Annotated in this window: 3 protein-coding genes and 1 pseudogene; 1 reads left to right on the top strand and 3 read right to left on the bottom strand. The window is 39.2% G+C overall.

All coding sequences use genetic code 11. The features are described from left to right. The 3 genes and pseudogenes from bcrA to AB3I12_RS13255 all read right to left on the bottom strand — a co-directional run. Nucleotides 1-523, bottom strand: a pseudogene (gene bcrA, locus AB3I12_RS13265) (bacitracin ABC transporter ATP-binding protein BcrA); the annotation flags it as partial. Between the two features lie 182 nt (nucleotides 524-705). Beyond that, nucleotides 706-1,320, bottom strand: a complete 615-nt coding sequence (gene bcrR / locus AB3I12_RS13260) for a bacitracin resistance transcriptional activator BcrR (RefSeq protein ID WP_000395511.1) — start codon at nucleotides 1,318-1,320, stop codon at nucleotides 706-708. Continuing rightward, nucleotides 1,310-1,507 carry a helix-turn-helix domain-containing protein gene (locus tag AB3I12_RS13255; RefSeq protein WP_000384569.1) on the bottom strand — a complete coding sequence of 66 codons (198 nt, stop codon included), beginning with the start codon at nucleotides 1,505-1,507 and terminating at the stop codon, nucleotides 1,310-1,312. The genes bcrR and AB3I12_RS13255 overlap by 11 nt, the downstream gene beginning before the upstream one ends. 165 nt (nucleotides 1,508-1,672) lie before the next feature. Here AB3I12_RS13255 and AB3I12_RS13250 point away from each other — a divergent pair. Next, nucleotides 1,673-1,801: helix-turn-helix transcriptional regulator (locus AB3I12_RS13250; protein ID WP_002383643.1), on the top strand; the 129-nt coding region annotated here is incomplete at its 3' end.

Genomic DNA, 1,801 nt, shown 5'->3' with positions numbered 1-1,801 from the left:
AAAATGAGCGTATTTCAACTATTCCAATGGGGTCAAGTCCGTTAATCGGTTCGTCAAGTATTAAAAGCTCCGGCTCGTGCATAATGGCGGCGGCAATACCAAGCCGTTGCTTCATTCCGAGGGAATAATCGGAAAAGACTTTTCTTTTCTCTTTATGCAGCCCCACAACTTCAAGAGCTTTTTCTACTCCACTTTTAGATACTCCCCCTCGCAGTTTAGCGAGAATTTGCAAATTCTCATACCCTGTTAAATTACTGTAAAATCCCGGTGTTTCGATAATAGAGCCTACTTTGCTATAAAGGGTATGGATATTTTCCTTATAGTTTGTGCCAAACAAGCGTACCGTTCCATCCGTTGGGAGAGCAAGCTGCAACATCATTTTCATTGCTGTGGTTTTGCCTGCTCCGTTTCTGCCGAGCAAACCATAAATTTTGCCCGTTGGCACATGAAGATTGACCTTATCGACAACGGTGGCTGTTCCGTATCGCTTCGTAAGATTTTCTGTTTCAATGATATAATCCATATTTGATTTTCCTTTCCGTTGGTTGCTGTTCTTGTTTTCACTGACCACAATTTTATTATCACAGGAGCTATATCAAAAGCCAAGAAACCTACCGTCACATCGCCTACATCTATCATGTCAACATGAAAAAAAGCCCCGACACTTATCGTGTCAGAGCCTATTTCAAGGGATTTATATCGTTTTTACTTTGTTCCGTTCTGCTTAATCCAAACAACTATTTTTGCGACAAACAGCAGAAACATAAGTGCTGTTATATATGGTTCTCTTGCTGCTGCTAAGAAACAGATAGCCAAAGCAGTGAGTCCAAGGGAGCATTTTGTAGCAATGCCGCCCCATGTTTCTTTATCTAAATGGGTAAGTATTATTTTAGCAATCCCTATTACAATCAAGGCGGCAAAAGCACTCCAGTAGACTGCAAGATTGAATGGTGTGGTGGCTGTAAATGATAGTAGATTGACCGCATAAACATAACCGCCAACAGAGTTTCCATATAACGGAAGAAATATAAACGCAACTGCCATCATATCCAATATTCCATAAATATAGTTGTAAATCTTTTTCAAGTTGGAACGATTTTCAGTTTCGGCAAGTGTAATCAGTTCTTCGCCCGATAGTAGTTCATCTATGGTCACAGAAAAGAATTTAGAAATACACTTGAGCGACTCAATGTTAGGGTAACCCTTGCCGCTTTCCCATTTTGAAATGGCTGTTCTTGATACATATAATTGCTCCGCAAGTTGTTCCTGCGTTAAGTTCTTTCCAGTCCTAAGCTGTTGTAGCTTTTCATTAAATTCCATGATTCTCCTCCTGTTTGTTCCTTGTTTTCATACGTCCATCAACGGGTTTTTCTGCATCTTTTGGTATCATCCATGCACGACCAAATTTTTCAGTTCCGTCAATGCGATTTTCCTCACATAATTTTTGTATCCGTCTTTCCGATATGCCCCATTTTTCAGAAGCGGCTTTCACAGAAATGTAATCCATAATATCAACTTCCTTTCGCAAAGAGTATATAATTATTATATACGGAATGACGAATAATAGCAAGTTTCTCTCCACTAATACGAAATTATACACTACTAAACATAAAATCATACTTCGTTCAAATATCATCACCCGAAATGTACAATGATATAGGGTGATATTAAAATGTACCAAGATGAAAGAAAACTTGATTTTAAGCCGTTAGGTATAGCGATAAAAAAAGCTCGGGAAGCAAAAGGGTGGACACAGGAATATCTTGCCCAACTGGTAGACCTTACGCCACGCTCTATTATG

Source organism: Enterococcus sp. C65 (genome assembly GCF_040887165.1).
Lineage (GTDB): Bacteria > Bacillota > Bacilli > Lactobacillales > Enterococcaceae > Enterococcus_B > Enterococcus_B hirae.
Note: the sequence above shows the minus strand (reverse complement) of the source record. Positions and strands in the feature narration are given on the sequence as shown.

Coding starts and splice junctions, on each gene's coding strand:
- bcrR (WP_000395511.1), bottom strand. CDS start 1,320: ATGGAATTTAATGAAAAGCTACAACAGCTTAGGACTGGAAAGAACTTA.
- AB3I12_RS13255 (WP_000384569.1), bottom strand. CDS start 1,507: ATGGATTACATTTCTGTGAAAGCCGCTTCTGAAAAATGGGGCATATCG.